This is a genomic window from Streptomyces sp. CB02959, assembly GCF_002803155.1.
Classification (GTDB): Bacteria; Actinomycetota; Actinomycetes; order Streptomycetales; family Streptomycetaceae; genus Streptomyces.
The window spans coordinates 123,295-136,475 of record NZ_NNBP01000008.1 but is presented as its reverse complement, the minus strand read 5'-3'; the positions used below and the strand labels follow the sequence as shown (position 1 = coordinate 136,475).

Annotated in this window: 12 protein-coding genes; all 12 read right to left on the bottom strand. The window is 70.9% G+C overall.

Translation table 11 applies throughout. The features are described from left to right. Positions 1-9: 9 nt before the first annotated feature. On the bottom strand, positions 10-1,239 hold the full coding sequence (coaBC, locus tag CG747_RS15435; RefSeq protein ID WP_100602296.1) for a bifunctional phosphopantothenoylcysteine decarboxylase/phosphopantothenate--cysteine ligase CoaBC: 1,230 nt from the start codon (positions 1,237-1,239) through the stop codon (positions 10-12). 141 nt (positions 1,240-1,380) lie between these two features. Beyond that, positions 1,381-1,656: a DNA-directed RNA polymerase subunit omega gene (rpoZ, locus tag CG747_RS15430; RefSeq protein WP_039638039.1), complete on the bottom strand. Its 276-nt coding sequence runs from the start codon at positions 1,654-1,656 to the stop codon at positions 1,381-1,383. 79 nt (positions 1,657-1,735) lie between these two features. Beyond that, entirely contained in the window at positions 1,736-2,356 is a 621-nt protein-coding gene (gene gmk, locus CG747_RS15425) for a guanylate kinase (protein WP_100602295.1), read from the bottom strand. A 38-nt stretch (positions 2,357-2,394) separates the two neighbouring features. Next, positions 2,395-2,718 carry an integration host factor gene (locus CG747_RS15420; protein ID WP_016572363.1) on the bottom strand — a complete coding sequence of 108 codons (324 nt, stop codon included), beginning with the start codon at positions 2,716-2,718 and terminating at the stop codon, positions 2,395-2,397. Positions 2,719-2,923: 205 nt separating this feature from the next. Beyond that, positions 2,924-3,760 carry an orotidine-5'-phosphate decarboxylase gene (pyrF, locus tag CG747_RS15415; RefSeq protein ID WP_100602294.1) on the bottom strand — a complete coding sequence of 279 codons (837 nt, stop codon included), beginning with the start codon at positions 3,758-3,760 and terminating at the stop codon, positions 2,924-2,926. Next, a complete protein-coding gene (locus tag CG747_RS15410; RefSeq protein WP_100602293.1) occupies positions 3,757-4,866 on the bottom strand; it encodes a quinone-dependent dihydroorotate dehydrogenase in 1,110 nt (369 codons plus the stop codon). Before CG747_RS15410 ends, pyrF begins: the two co-directional genes overlap by 4 nt. A 79-nt stretch (positions 4,867-4,945) precedes the next feature. After that, the gene (gene carB / locus CG747_RS15405; protein WP_100602292.1) at positions 4,946-8,257 is read right to left on the bottom strand and encodes a carbamoyl-phosphate synthase large subunit; all 3,312 of its coding nucleotides are present in this window, start codon (positions 8,255-8,257) and stop codon (positions 4,946-4,948) included. Continuing rightward, positions 8,250-9,392, bottom strand: a complete 1,143-nt coding sequence (carA, locus tag CG747_RS15400) for a glutamine-hydrolyzing carbamoyl-phosphate synthase small subunit (RefSeq protein WP_100602291.1) — start codon at positions 9,390-9,392, stop codon at positions 8,250-8,252. The genes carB and carA overlap by 8 nt, the downstream gene beginning before the upstream one ends. Next, positions 9,389-9,976: a hypothetical protein gene (locus tag CG747_RS15395; RefSeq protein WP_100602290.1), complete on the bottom strand. Its 588-nt coding sequence runs from the start codon at positions 9,974-9,976 to the stop codon at positions 9,389-9,391. Before CG747_RS15395 ends, carA begins: the two co-directional genes overlap by 4 nt. Then, entirely contained in the window at positions 9,973-11,259 is a 1,287-nt protein-coding gene (locus tag CG747_RS15390; protein WP_100602289.1) for a dihydroorotase, read from the bottom strand. Before CG747_RS15390 ends, CG747_RS15395 begins: the two co-directional genes overlap by 4 nt. A 4-nt stretch (positions 11,260-11,263) precedes the next feature. Next, entirely contained in the window at positions 11,264-12,241 is a 978-nt protein-coding gene (locus CG747_RS15385) for an aspartate carbamoyltransferase catalytic subunit (RefSeq protein WP_100602288.1), read from the bottom strand. A gap of 94 nt (positions 12,242-12,335) precedes the next feature. Beyond that, positions 12,336-12,965, bottom strand: coding sequence for a bifunctional pyr operon transcriptional regulator/uracil phosphoribosyltransferase PyrR (pyrR, locus tag CG747_RS15380; protein WP_257980436.1), 630 nt, complete (start codon positions 12,963-12,965; stop codon positions 12,336-12,338). Between the last annotated feature and the right edge of the window lie 216 nt (positions 12,966-13,181).

Sequence of the window (13,181 nt, the reverse complement as noted above, 5' to 3'; positions counted from 1 at the left end):
GGGTGAACGTCAGGGGCGCGGATCGGCCAGACGGGGGATGACCAGGTCCCAGACGGTGTCGGCGAGCGCTTCCTTCGGACCGTAGGGCACGGCGGCCTCGGTGCCGTCCGTGGCCAGGATCACGGCCTCGTTCTCGGCCGAACCGAAGGTCTTGTCTTCGCCGACCTCGTTGACGACCAGGAGATCGCAGCCCTTGCGGGCGAGCTTGGCCCGGCCGTTGGCAAGGACGTCGTCGGTCTCGGCGGCGAAGCCGACGACCAGCTGGCCGGGGCGGGCCCGGTCCGCGGAGAGCTCGGCAAGGATGTCCGGATTTCGCACCAGGGTGACGGGTTCCGGCTCCTGGCCCTCCTGCTTCTTGATCTTCCCGGTGGCGTAAACCGCAGGGCGGAAATCGGCCACCGCGGCGGCCATCACCACCGCGTCGGCGTCCGCCGCGGCCTTCAGCACGGCCTCGCGCAGCTGCCGGGCGGTGCCGATGTGGATCACGTCCACACCGGCCGGGTCGGGCAGCTCGGTGTTGCCGGCGACCAGGGTGACCCGGGCACCGCGGGCCGCGGCGGTACGGGCCAGGGCGTAGCCCTGCTTGCCGGACGAGCGGTTGCCCAGGTAGCGCACCGGGTCCAGCGGCTCCCGGGTGCCGCCCGCGCTGACCACGACGTGGCGACCCGCGAGGTCCTGCGGCAGGCCCTCGGCGCCGCGGGCCAGCACCTGGCGGCACAGGTCGAAGATCTCCACCGGGTCCGGGAAGCGGCCCTTGCCGGTGTCGACGCCGGTAAGCCGGCCCACCGCGGGCTCGATGACGAGCGCGCCGCGGCGCCGCAGCGTGGCGACGTTCTCCTGGGTGGCGGGGTTCTCCCACATCTCGGTGTGCATCGCGGGCGCGAAGATCACCGGACAGCGGGCGGTGAGCAGGGTGTTGGTCAGCAGGTCGTCGGCGAGGCCGTGGGCGGCCTTGGCCAGCATGTCGGCGGTGGCCGGGGCGACCACGACGAGGTCGGCGGCCTGACCGATGCGGACGTGCGGGACCTCGTGGACGGACTCCCAGACCTCCGTGGTGGCCGGGTTGCCGGACAGCGCCGACCAGGTGGCCTCGCCGACGAAGTGCAGCGACGAGGCGGTCGGCACCACCCGTACGTCATGGCCGGACTCCGTGAGTCGGCGCAGCAGCTCGCACGCTTTGTACGCGGCGATCCCGCCACTGACCCCCAGGACGACCCTGGGCCGCTCCCGCTTGTCCATCGATTCCCCGCTCCCCGAGCCTAGGTCCGAACGCATGTCCCTCAACCTATGCCCTCACGGCACACCAAGGGCCCGGCAGGTCCCCCGGCTACACGCCGGGAGGTACCTGTGCCGGGCCCTTGGTGAGGGACGCGGTGCCGCTTACTGGCCGGCCGGACCCTCGATGGCCTCAGAGGTCAGCAGGCCGGCGTTGATCTCGCGGAGCGCGATCGACAGCGGCTTCTCGTGCACGTGGGTGTCGACCAGCGGGCCGACGTACTCCAGCAGGCCCTCGCCGAGCTGGGAGTAGTACGCGTTGATCTGGCGCGCACGCTTGGCGGCGTAGATCACGAGGCTGTACTTCGAGTCGGTGGCCTCGAGAAGCTCATCAATGGGTGGGTTGATGATGCCCTCGGGTGCGGTGATGGAAGAGGACACTCTCTACCTTCCGAAGGGGGATGAAGCAGGTGATGGCGCACAGGCGCCGAAATCAGCGGCGCCGCGATCGGGACCGGAGTCAGTCGCCGGAGGTCCGGTCTTCAGGGCGGCGCAGCATCAAGGCTAGCAGCTCACGGCTGACGTCCTCGACGGAGGTGTTGACGAGCGTCACGTCGAACTCCTTCTCCGCCGCGAGCTCGATCCGGGCCGCCTCCAGGCGCCGCTCGATGACCTCCGGGGCCTCCGTGCCGCGGCCGGTGAGCCGGCGGACCAGCTCCTCCCAGCTCGGCGGGGCCAGGAAGACCAGGTCGGCGTCCGACATGGACTCGCGCACCTGGCGGGCGCCCTGCAGGTCGATCTCCAGAAGGACCGGCTCGCCGGCCGCCAGCCGGTCCAGCACCGCCTGGCGCGGGGTGCCGTAGCGGTTGCCGGCGAACTCGGCCCATTCCAGCAGCTCACCGTTGGCGACCAGCTTGTCGAATTCCTCGTCCTCGACGAAGAAGTACTGGACGCCGTGGCGCTCCCCCGGGCGCGGCTTGCGGGTGGTGGCCGAGACCGAGAGCCAGATTTCGGGATGGACCTTGCGCAGATGCGCGACGACCGTGCTCTTGCCGACCCCCGAAGGGCCGGAGAGCACGGTCAGGCGCGGTTGTCTGGCCGGGGGAACCGGGGCGGACCCCCGGGAGACTGCTGAACTCATGCAGCGATTATTCCAGCTTCCCGGCAATGCCGAGAAACTCAGGAACCCGTGCTGCCGAACTCACGCTCCAGCGATGCGATCTGGTTGGAGCCCAGACCGCGCACTCGGCGGCTCTCGGAGATGCCGAGCCGCTCCATGATCTGCTTTGCGCGGACCTTGCCCACGCCCGGCAGGGACTCCAGGAGGGCGGAGACCTTCATCTTGCCGATGACATCGTTCTTCTGGCCCTGCTGGATGACCTCGTGCAGGGAGGCCCCGGAGTGCTTGAGCCGATTCTTGACCTCGGCGCGCTCCCGGCGAGCCGCGGCGGCCTTTTCGAGCGCGGCAGCGCGCTGTTCAGGGGTAAGGGGCGGAAGAGCCACGCCTACGTCACCTCGGATGTCGAACTGTCGGATACGGACCGGTGTGGAACCTAGTCGCCCCGCAACAGCGGAGCAACGAGCAACGCGCTTACGTGCAGTGCTCTCGTCGGAGACTAGCGGCCGATGGCGCTGGAGTCAGCGAGAACAGACGAAAAGTCCTGGTCAGACTCAGCTGACCAGGACATTTCGGGACCAAATAACCTCGTTATGCGACCGCCGCGCGCACTTCGTCGGCACAGCGGGTCGCCGCCGCGCGCAGCGCGCCGACGTCCGGACCGTGCTTCAGCACTCCCCGGCTGACGCTCGGCACCACGTTGCGGACCGCCTTGCCGAAGACGGTGGGCAGGTCGGCGGGGGTGGCGCCCTGCGCCCCGATGCCGGGTGCCAGCAGCGGGCCGTTGATCGCCAGGTCGAAGGCGGAGAGATCGCCGAGCGTGGCGCCGACGACCGCGCCGAAGGACCCCAGCGGCTGGGCCCCGGCGTTCTCGGCGGCCAGGTGGCCGAGCATGGTGGCGGCGACCGTGCGGCCGTCCTCGCGGACCGCCCGCTGGACCTCCGCGCCCTCCGGGTTGGAGGTCAGGCCGAGCACGAAGAGGCCGGCGCCGTTCTCCCGCGCCAGCTCCACGGCGGGCTTCAGCGAGCCGAAGCCGAGGTACGGGGAGACCGTCAGCGCGTCCGAGAACAGCGGCGAGTCCGGGCGCAGGAACGCCTCGGCGTAGGCGCCCATGGTGGAACCGATGTCGCCGCGCTTGGCGTCCATCAGGATCAGAGCGCCGCGCTCCCGCGCCTCCTCGACGGCGGTCTCCAGGACGGCGAGGCCGCGCGAGCCGAACCGCTCGAAGAAGGCCGACTGCGGCTTGAAGACCGCGACCTGCTCGCCGAGGGCCTCCACGACGGTCCGGGTGAACCGGGCCAGGCCCGCCACGTCGTCGTTCAGGCCCCAGTCGGCCAGCAGCGAGGCGTGCGGGTCGATGCCGACGCAGAGCGGGCCGCGCTCGTCCATGGCGCGGCGCAGACGCGCGCCGAAGGGTTCGAGGCTCATCCGGTCACCTTCTTGTGGTCGGCGCCGACCGCGTCGGCGAGAGTGGCGTACGGGCTGTTGCGCAGGCGCGCGGCGAGGCCCTTGTGGATCGCGCGGCACCAGAACGGGCCCTCGTAGATGAAGGCGCTGTAGCCCTGGACGAGGGTGGCGCCGGCGAGGATGCGCTGCCAGGCGTCCTCGGCGGTCTCGATGCCGCCGACCCCGATCAGGGTGATCCGGTCGCCTACGCGGGCGTACAGGCGGCGCAGGACCTCCAGGGAGCGCTCCTTGAGGGGCGCGCCGGACAGGCCGCCGGTCTCGGCGGTCAGCTTCGGGTCGGAGGCCAGGCCCAGGCTCTCGCGGGCGATGGTGGTGTTGGTGGCGATGATGCCGTCCAGGCGCAGCTCCAGGGCGAGGTCGGCGACCGCGTCCACGTCCTCGTCGGCGAGGTCGGGGGCGATCTTGACCAGCAGCGGGACCCGGCGGTCGGTGACCGTGCGGTCGGCGGCCTCGCGGACCGCGGTGAGCAGCGGGCGCAGGTGGTCGACGGCCTGGAGGTTGCGCAGCCCCGGGGTGTTCGGCGAGGAGACGTTGACGACCAGGTAGTCGGCGTGCCGGGCCAGGCGCTCGGTGGAGGTGACGTAGTCGGCGACCGCCTCGGCCTCCGGGACGATCTTGGTCTTGCCGATGTTGACGCCGACCGTGGTCCGGAAGACGGGGTTGCGGGCGGCCAGGCGGGCGGCGACCGCGGCCGAGCCGTCGTTGTTGAAGCCCATCCGGTTGATCAGCGCGCGGTCCGGCACCAGCCGGAACAGCCGCTTCTTGGGATTGCCGGGCTGCGGCTGGGCGGTGACGGTGCCGATCTCGACGTGGTCGAAGCCGAGCATCGCCATCCCGTCGATGGCCACGGCGTTCTTGTCGAAGCCGGCGGCCAGGCCGAAGGGGCCGTGCATCCGGCGGCCCAGGGCCTCGGTGCGCAGTTCCTTGTGGCGGGGGGCGAGGGCGGCCGCGGCGAACGTGCGCAGCACGGGGATCCGCGCGGCCAGGCGGATCCAGCGGAAGGCCAGGTGGTGGGCCTTCTCGGGGTCCATGCGCTGGAAGAACAGCTGGAAGAACAGGCGGTACATGGTGGGCGGGCCTTTTCGCGAGGAACGGGTCGGTGGGCTCATGAAGAGGGGGACACCATCCGGTGTCCCCCTCTCGGGCCTACTCCTCGCGGGCCGCGGTCAGATGTCGGGCGTGCTCCTGGAGGGAGCGCACCCCGACGTCGCCGCGGGACATCGCCTCGATGCCCTGGACGGCGGCGGCCAGCGCCTGGACCGTGGTCAGGCAGGGGATGCCGCGGGCCACGGAGGCGGTGCGGATGTCGTAGCCGTCGAGCCGGCCGCCGGTCCCGTAGGGGGTGTTGACGATCAGGTCGACCTGGCCGTCGTGGATCAGCTGGACGATGGTCTTCTCGCCGTTCGGGCCCTCGCCCTCGGACTGCTTGCGGACCACGGTGGCCTTGATGCCGTTGCGGCGCAGCACCTCGGCGGTGCCGGAGGTGGCCAGCAGCTCGAAGCCGTGGGCGACCAGCTCACGGGCCGGGAAGATCATCGAGCGCTTGTCGCGGTTGGCGACGGAGACGAACGCGCGGCCCTTGGTGGGCAGCGCACCGTAGGCGCCGGCCTGCGACTTGGCGTACGCCGTGCCGAAGACCGAGTCGATGCCCATGACCTCGCCGGTGGAGCGCATCTCCGGGCCGAGGATGGTGTCCACGCCGCGGCCCGAGGCGTCCCGGAACCGCGACCAGGGCATGACCGCCTCCTTGACGGAGATCGGCGCGTCCAGCGGCAGCGTGCCGCCGTCCCCGGCCTTGGGGAGCATGCCCTCGGCGCGCAGCTCGGCGATGGTGGCGCCCAGCGAGATCCGGGCGGCGGCCTTGGCCAGCGGGACCGCGGTGGCCTTCGAGGTGAAGGGCACGGTCCGCGAGGCGCGCGGGTTGGCTTCGAGGACGTAGAGGATGTCCCCGGCCATCGCGAACTGGATGTTGATCAGTCCGCGGACGCCGACGCCCTTGGCGATGGCCTCGGTGGAGGCGCGCAGCCGCTTGATGTCGAAGCCGCCGAGGGTGATCGGGGGCAGCGCGCAGGCGGAGTCGCCGGAGTGGATGCCGGCCTCCTCGATGTGCTCCATGACGCCGCCGAGGTAGAGCTCGTGGCCGTCGTAGAGCGCGTCCACGTCGATCTCGATGGCGTCGTCGAGGAACCGGTCGATGAGGACCGGGTGCCGGTCGATCAGGCCGGCGTGCCGCTCCAGGTACTCGGCCAGCGAGGGCTCGTCGTAGACGATCTCCATGCCGCGGCCGCCGAGGACGTACGAGGGGCGGACCATCACCGGGTAGCCGATCTCGGTGGCGATGGCCTTCGCCTCGTCGAAGGAGAAGGCGGTGCCGTACTTGGGGGCTGGCAGGCCCGCCTCGGTCAGCACCCGGCCGAACGCGCCGCGCTCCTCGGCCAGGTCGATGGCCTCGGGCGAGGTGCCGACGATCGGCACGCCGTTGTCCTTGAGGGCCTGCGCCAGGCCCAGCGGGGTCTGCCCGCCGAGTTGGACGATGACCCCGGCGACCGGGCCCGCCTGGGATTCGGCGTGCACGATCTCCAGGACGTCCTCCAGGGTGAGCGGCTCGAAGTAGAGCCGGTCGGAGGTGTCGTAGTCGGTGGAGACGGTCTCCGGGTTGCAGTTGACCATCACGGTCTCGTAGCCGGCGTCGCTGAGCGCGAACGAGGCGTGGACGCAGGAGTAGTCGAACTCGATGCCCTGGCCGATGCGGTTGGGGCCGGAGCCGAGGATGATCACCGCGGGCTTCTCGCGGGGCGCGACCTCAGTCTCCTCGTCGTAGGACGAGTAGAAGTACGGGGTCCGGGCCGCGAACTCGGCCGCGCAGGTGTCGACCGTCTTGTAGACCGGGCGGAGGCCGAGCGCGTGCCGCACCTCGCGGACGACGTCCTCGCGCAGGCCGCGGAGGTCCGCGATCTGGACGTCCGAGAAGCCGTGACGCTTTGCTTCCGCAAGGATTTCCGGTTCGAGCGTGTCGGCGGCCGCGATCTCGTCCGCGACCTCCTTGATCAGGAAGAGCTGGTCGACGAACCACGGGTCGATCTTCGTGGCGTCGAAGACCTCCTCCGGGGTGGCGCCGGCCCGGATCGCCGCCATGACGGTGTTGATCCGGCCGTCGGTGGGGACCTGGGCCCGCTCCAGCAGCTCGGCCTTGTCGCCGGGCTCGCCGGTGAAGGCGAACTGGCTGCCCTTCTTCTCCAGCGAGCGCAGCGCCTTGTTGAGCGCCTCGGTGAAGTTGCGGCCGATGGCCATCGCCTCGCCGACCGACTTCATGGTGGTGGTGAGGGTGGCGTCGGCGGCCGGGAACTTCTCGAAGGCGAACCGCGGCACCTTGACGACGACGTAGTCGAGGGTCGGCTCGAATGACGCCGGGGTCTCCCGGGTGATGTCGTTCGGGATCTCGTCCAGGGTGTAGCCGACGGCCAGCTTCGCGGCGATCTTCGCGATCGGGAAGCCGGTGGCCTTGGAGGCCAGGGCCGAGGAGCGGGAGACCCGGGGGTTCATCTCGATGACGATGACCCGGCCGTCCTCGGGGTTGACCGCGAACTGGATGTTGCAGCCGCCGGTGTCCACCCCGACCTCGCGGATCACGGCGATGCCGATGTCCCGCAGGACCTGGTACTCGCGGTCGGTGAGCGTCATCGACGGGGCGACGGTGATCGAGTCACCGGTGTGCACGCCCATCGGGTCGAAGTTCTCGATGGAGCAGACGACCACGACGTTGTCGTGCTTGTCGCGCATCAGCTCCAGCTCGTACTCCTTCCAGCCGAGGATGGACTCCTCCAGGAGCACCTCGGTGGTCGGGGAGAGCGTCAGGCCCTGGCCGGCGATCCGGCGCAGCTCCTCCTCGTCGTGGGCGAAGCCGGAGCCGGCGCCGCCCATGGTGAAGGAGGGGCGGACGACGACCGGGTAGCCGCCGAGCTCCTCGACGCCGTTGAGGACGTCGTCCATGGAGTGGCAGATGACCGAGCGGGCGGACTCGCCGTGGCCGATCTTGGCGTTGACCGCCCTGACGACCTCCTTGAACAGGTCGCGGTCCTCGCCCTTGTTGATCGCCTCGACGTTGGCGCCGATCAGCTCGACGCCGTACTTGTCGAGGGTGCCGGCCTCGTGCAGCGAGATGGCGGTGTTGAGCGCCGTCTGGCCGCCGAGGGTCGGCAGCAGCGTGTCCGGGCGCTCCTTGGCGATGATCTTCTCGACGAACTCCGGGGTGATCGGCTCGACGTAGGTGGCGTCGGCGATCTCCGGGTCGGTCATGATCGTGGCCGGGTTGGAGTTGACCAGGATGACGCGCAGGCCCTCGGCCTTGAGGACCCGGCAAGCCTGGGTGCCGGAGTAGTCGAACTCGGCGGCCTGACCGATGACGATCGGGCCGGAGCCGATGACCAGGACGGACTGGATATCGGTGCGCTTAGGCACGCTGGCCCTCCATCAGGGAAACGAAGCGGTCGAAGAGGTACGCGGCGTCGTGCGGGCCGGCGGCCGCCTCGGGGTGGTACTGCACGCTGAATGCCGGCTGGTCGAGGAGCTGAAGCCCCTCCACCACGTTGTCGTTGAGGCAGACGTGGGAGACCTCGGCGCGGCCGAAGGGGGTGTCGGAGACCTTGTCGAGCGGCGCGTCCACGGCGAACCCGTGGTTGTGCGCGGTGACCTCGACCTTGCCGGTCGTACGGTCCTGCACCGGCTGGTTGATGCCGCGGTGCCCGTACTTGAGCTTGTACGTGCCGAAGCCCAGCGCCCGGCCCAGGATCTGGTTGCCGAAGCAGATGCCGAACAGCGGGGTCTTCCGGGAGAGCACCTCGCGCATCACGCCGACCGCGTGGTCGGCGGTGGCCGGGTCGCCGGGCCCGTTGGAGAAGAACACGCCGTCGGGGGCGACCGCGTAGATGTCCTCGGCGGTCGCGGTGGCCGGCAGCACGTGCACCTCGATGCCGCGCTCGGCCATCCGGTGCGGGGTCATGCCCTTGATGCCGAGGTCGACGGCGGCCACGGTGAACTTCTTCGTGCCGATCGCCGGGACGACGTACGTCTCCTTGGTGGCGACCTGCGCGGAGAGGTCGGCGCCCTGCATCTCGGGCTGCTGGCGCACCTCGGCGAGCATCGTGCCCTCGTCGGGCAGCGCGTTGCCGGAGAAGATGCCGACCCGCATCGCACCGCGCTCGCGCAGGTGGCGGGTGAGCGCGCGGGTGTCGACGCCGCTGATGCCGACGACGCCCTGGTGGCGCAGCTCCTCGTCGAGGGAGCGCTGGGAGCGCCAGTTGGACGGGACGCGGGCGGGGTCGCGGACGACGTAGCCGGAGACCCAGATCCGCGCGGACTCGGGGTCCTCGTCGTTCACGCCGGTGTTGCCGACGTGCGGGGCGGTCATGACGACGACCTGGCGGTGGTACGAGGGGTCGGTCAGCGTCTCCTGGTAACCGGTCATGCCGGTGGAGAACACCGCTTCACCGAAGGTCTCCCCCACGGCCCCGTAGGCACGGCCGCGGAAGGTGCGGCCGTCCTCCAGGACGAGTACGGCGGGGATTTTGGCGGTCCCCTTGGTGGAGGTCGTCATCGTGCGCCTTCCGTTTCACTGTGCTCGGTGGTGTGCTCGGTGGTGCTGAGCTGGTTGAGGGCCTCGACCCAGGCGGGGTGCTCGGTCGCCTGGTCGGAGCGGAAGCCCGAGTCGATCTGCCTGCCGCCGTGTTCCCAGGTGACGACCAGCAGGCCGCCCTCGGGGAGGACCTTGCCGGCGATCCCCTTGTCGAGGCGGGCGCCGCGCAGGGCGGCGGCCGGTACGAAGAAGTCCGTGGCGCCCGGCCGTACGACGGACAGGCCCTGGTCGGTCAGGGTCAGTTCGGCCCGGCTGCGGGTGCCCAGGCCGCGGGCGACGATCCGGTCCAGCCACTGCCCGGCGGTGGTCGAGCCGTGGTAGCGGCCGCTGAGGGCCAGCCGGGGCTCGCCGGCGTCGGCCGGGGCGGTCGGCAGCTCGGGCAGATCGCCCTGGAGGGTGCCGCGCCACTTCCAGCCCTGGCGCATCAGCCAGTAGACGAAGACGACGAAGACCAGCAGACCGACCACCCAGGCGATGCGTCCGGCCCAGTCGGTGACCGGGGCGGAGTGCGGTTCCGCGGCCAAGTGGATGAGTGAAGGAGTCACGCGAGCTTCCCGTCGACGAGCGTTGCGCGGCCTCGCAGGAAGGTGTGGGTGACGCGTCCCGGCAGCTCACGGCCCTCGTAGGGGGTGTTGCGGCTGCGGGAGGCGAAGCCCGCGGGGTCCACCTCTCCACGGTAAGCGGAATCGACCAGGGTGAGGTTGGCGGGCTCGCCGGCTGAGATGGGGCGACCGTGGGCCGCCAGCTGCCCGATCCGCGCCGGGGTGGCGGACATCCGGTCGGCGACGCCGGCCCAGTCCAGCAGCCCGGTCTCGACCATGGTGTGCTGGACGACCGACAGGGCGGTCTCCAGGCCCACCATGCCCATCGCGGCCGCGGCCCACTCGCAGTCCTTGTCCTCGTGCGGGTGCGGGGCGTGGTCGGTGGCGACGATGTCGATCGTGCCGTCGGCGAGGGCCTCCCGCAGCGCCATGACGTCGCGCTCGGTGCGCAGCGGCGGGTTGACCTTGTAGACCGGGTTGTAGCTGCGCACCAGCTCGTCGGTGAGGAGCAGGTGGTGCGGGGTGACCTCGGCCGTCACGTCGATGCCGCGGGACTTGGCCCACCGGACGATCTCGACGCTGCCCGCGGTCGAGAGGTGGCAGATGTGGACCCGGGACCCCACGTGCTCGGCGAGCAGCACGTCCCGGGCGATGATCGACTCCTCGGCGACGGCCGGCCAGCCGCCGAGCCCCAGCTCGGCCGAGACGATGCCCTCGTTCATCTGGGCGCCCTCGGTCAGCCGCGGCTCCTGGGCGTGCTGGGCGACGACCCCACCGAACGCCTTCACGTACTCCAGGGCCCGCCGCATGATCACCGCGTCGTCGACGCACTTGCCGTCGTCGGAGAAGACCGTGACGCCGGCCGCCGACTCGTGCATCGCGCCCAGCTCGGCGAGCTTCTTGCCCTCCAGGCCGACGGTGACGGCGCCGATGGGCTGCACGTCGCAGTAGCCGCTCTCCTTGCCCAGCCGGTAGACCTGCTCGACGACGCCGGCGGTGTCGGCGACCGGGAAGGTGTTGGCCATGGCGAACACCGCGGTGTAGCCGCCGCTGGCCGCGGCCCGGGTACCGGTCAGGACGGTCTCGGAGTCCTCCCGGCCCGGCTCGCGCAGATGGGTGTGCAGGTCGACCAGGCCCGGCAGGAGGACCTTGCCGTCGGCCTCGACGACGTCGGCGCCCTCGGCGGACAGGCCGGTGCCCACCGCCTCGATGAACTCCCCGTCGATCAGCACGTCCTGCGGCGCGCCGCCGAGCACCTTCGCACCGCGGATCAGGATCTTGCTCATGGTCTTACTTCTCCTCGGTACGGGGGTGGGTGACGGCGGGCTCGTTGCCGCCGAGCAGCAGGTAGAGGACGGCCATGCGGATGGAGACGCCGTTGGCGACCTGCTCGATGACCGTGCAGCGGTCGGAGTCGGCGACCTCGGCGGTGATCTCCATGCCGCGGACCATCGGCCCGGGGTGCATCACGATGGCGTGCTCGGGCATCCGGGCCATCCGGTCGCCGTCCAGGCCGTAGCGCCGCGAGTACTCGCGCTCGGTCGGGAAGAAGGCGGCGTTCATCCGCTCGCGCTGGACCCGCAGCATCATCACGGCGTCCGACTTGGGCAGCACGCTGTCGAGGTCGTAGGAGACCTCGCAGGGCCAGGTCTCGACGCCGACCGGCACCAGGGTGGGCGGCGCGACGAGGGTGACCTCGGCGCCGAGGGTGTGCAGGAGGTCGACGTTGGAGCGGGCGACGCGGCTGTGCAGCACGTCGCCGACGAGGGTGATGCGCTTCCCGTCGAGGTCCCGGCCGAGCCCGGCGTCCGGGCCGATGAGCCGGCGCCGCATGGTGAAGGCGTCCAGCAGGGCCTGGGTGGGGTGCTGGTGGGTGCCGTCGCCGGCGTTGATGACGGGGGCGTCGATCCAGCCGGAGGTGGCCAGCCGGTACGGGGCGCCGGAGGCGCTGTGCCGGATGACGACGGCGTCGACGCCCATCGCCTCCAGGGTCTGGGCGGTGTCCTTGAGGGACTCGCCCTTGGAGACGCTGGAGCCCTTGGCGGCGAAGTTGATGACGTCCGCGGAGAGCCGCTTCTCGGCGGCCTCGAAGGAGATCCTGGTCCGGGTCGAGTCCTCGAAGAAGAGGTTGCAGACGGTACGCCCGCGCAGGGCGGGCAGTTTCTTGATCGGCCGGTCGGCGACCCGGGCCATTTCCTCGGCGGTGTCGAGGATCAGCACGGCGTCGTCCCGCGTGAGATCGGCGGCCGAGATGAGGTGGCGCTTCATCCGGTTTTCTCCGGGAGTGAGGGAGGTGTACGGGAATGTCCGTTGAGCGGGCATGGGTGCGGGCCCGGGGTCACCGGGTCCGTACGCGCGTGCGCTAGCGCTCGCCGGCCGGGGCGGTCGACTCGGCCGCCGGGGACTCGACATGGCGGGACGGGTCCGGGCGCAGGCCGAGCAGCACGGCGTCGCGGCCGTCCTCCTCGGTCAGCTGGACCTTGACCGCCTCCCGCAGCGACGTGGGGAGGTTCTTGCCCACGTAGTCGGCGCGGATCGGCAGCTCGCGGTGGCCGCGGTCGACCAGGACCGCGAGCTGTACGGCGCGCGGTCGCCCGATGTCACCCAGGGCGTCCAGCGCGGCGCGGATGGTGCGCCCGGAGAAGAGCACGTCGTCGACGAGGAGGACGAGGCGCCCCTCGATGCCGTCGGTGGGGATCTCCGTACGGGCCAGCGTGCGGGCGGGGCCCAGGCGCAGGTCGTCGCGGTACATCGTGATGTCCAGCGAGCCGACCGGAATGGCGCGACCGGTGATCTCTTCGAGCTTGGCGGCCAACCGCCGGGCGAGGAAGACACCGCGGGTGGGGATTCCCAGCAGCACCACGTCGTCCGCGCCCTTGGCGCGCTCGACGATTTCGTGGGCGATACGGGTGAGCATCCGCGCGATGTCGGGACCCTCCAGCACCGGGCGGGCCGGGGCTTGGGTTCTCGATGCGGAACTGCGTGCGTCCATACGAAACGGACCTCCTTCTCCGCCTCACGGGACGGACTTTAAAGGACGTCGGAATTACGGGGTTCAGGCTATCAGGAGGCCCTCCCGGACCCGTACGCCCCCCTGACGGGCGATGGTCTGCCCCATTCGGCTTGACGAAGTCAGATTACGCTGCGTAACCTCACAGTGAGTTACCAGCCACGCGGCGGAGCCGCATGTCGATACAGCCGTCTGGGG

Bases quoted from the DNA above. Each gene is read 5' to 3' on its own strand.
- coaBC (WP_100602296.1), bottom strand. From the start codon at position 1,239: ATGGACAAGCGGGAGCGGCCCAGGGTCGTCCTGGGGGTCAGTGGCGGG.
- gmk (WP_100602295.1), bottom strand. From the start codon at position 2,356: ATGAGTTCAGCAGTCTCCCGGGGGTCCGCCCCGGTTCCCCCGGCCAGA.
- pyrF (WP_100602294.1), bottom strand. From the start codon at position 3,760: ATGAGCCTCGAACCCTTCGGCGCGCGTCTGCGCCGCGCCATGGACGAG.
- CG747_RS15410 (WP_100602293.1), bottom strand. From the start codon at position 4,866: ATGTACCGCCTGTTCTTCCAGCTGTTCTTCCAGCGCATGGACCCCGAG.
- carA (WP_100602291.1), bottom strand. From the start codon at position 9,392: ATGACGACCTCCACCAAGGGGACCGCCAAAATCCCCGCCGTACTCGTC.
- CG747_RS15390 (WP_100602289.1), bottom strand. From the start codon at position 11,259: ATGAGCAAGATCCTGATCCGCGGTGCGAAGGTGCTCGGCGGCGCGCCG.
- CG747_RS15385 (WP_100602288.1), bottom strand. From the start codon at position 12,241: ATGAAGCGCCACCTCATCTCGGCCGCCGATCTCACGCGGGACGACGCC.
- pyrR (WP_257980436.1), bottom strand. From the start codon at position 12,965: ATGGACGCACGCAGTTCCGCATCGAGAACCCAAGCCCCGGCCCGCCCG.